This window comes from Vibrio sp. YT-19(2023) (assembly GCF_033337395.1).
Map to the genome: position 1 here is coordinate 1 of NZ_JAWOQN010001075.1, position 530 is coordinate 530.

Annotated in this window: 1 protein-coding gene; it reads right to left on the reverse strand. The window is 44.2% G+C overall.

From position 1 onward, the window contains the following. Positions 1 to 530 (reverse strand): cyclopropane-fatty-acyl-phospholipid synthase family protein (locus R7E78_RS30130; protein WP_318059142.1); only part of this gene is annotated, 530 nt, incomplete at both ends.

Genomic DNA, 530 nt, shown 5'->3' on the forward strand with positions numbered 1-530 from the left:
ATAAAATCGACATTGTTGCTGTAATAGTCGTAACGCTGGTCCGCAATCGTAATCGCTTGGATAGCCATCAGGCCGCGAGGTTTTAATAACGACTCGCATTTTTTAATGTAGGAAGCTAAGAACTGTTTCCCCACGGCTTCAATCATCTCGATAGAAACCAATTTATCGTACGTCCCAGTAAGGTTACGATAGTCTTCTTTAAGTAAAGTAATTCGATCGGCTAAACCTCGTTGTACGATTTGCTGTCGAGCATACTCATGCTGCTCTTCCGAAATGGTCGTTGTTGTCACGCGGCAACCGTATTGCTCAGCCATGTATATCGCCATCGCCCCCCACCCTGTGCCAATCTCAATCACATGGTCGGTAGATTGAAGATCCAACTGCTGGCACAAGCGTTCCATTTTATTGATTTGAGCTTGCTCTAAGGAGTCGGCACTTGTGTGGTAAAGCGCTGATGAGTACAGCATGTTGGTATCTAAAAAAGCTTCATACAAATCATTGCCTAAATCGTAATGAGCATGGATGTTCTT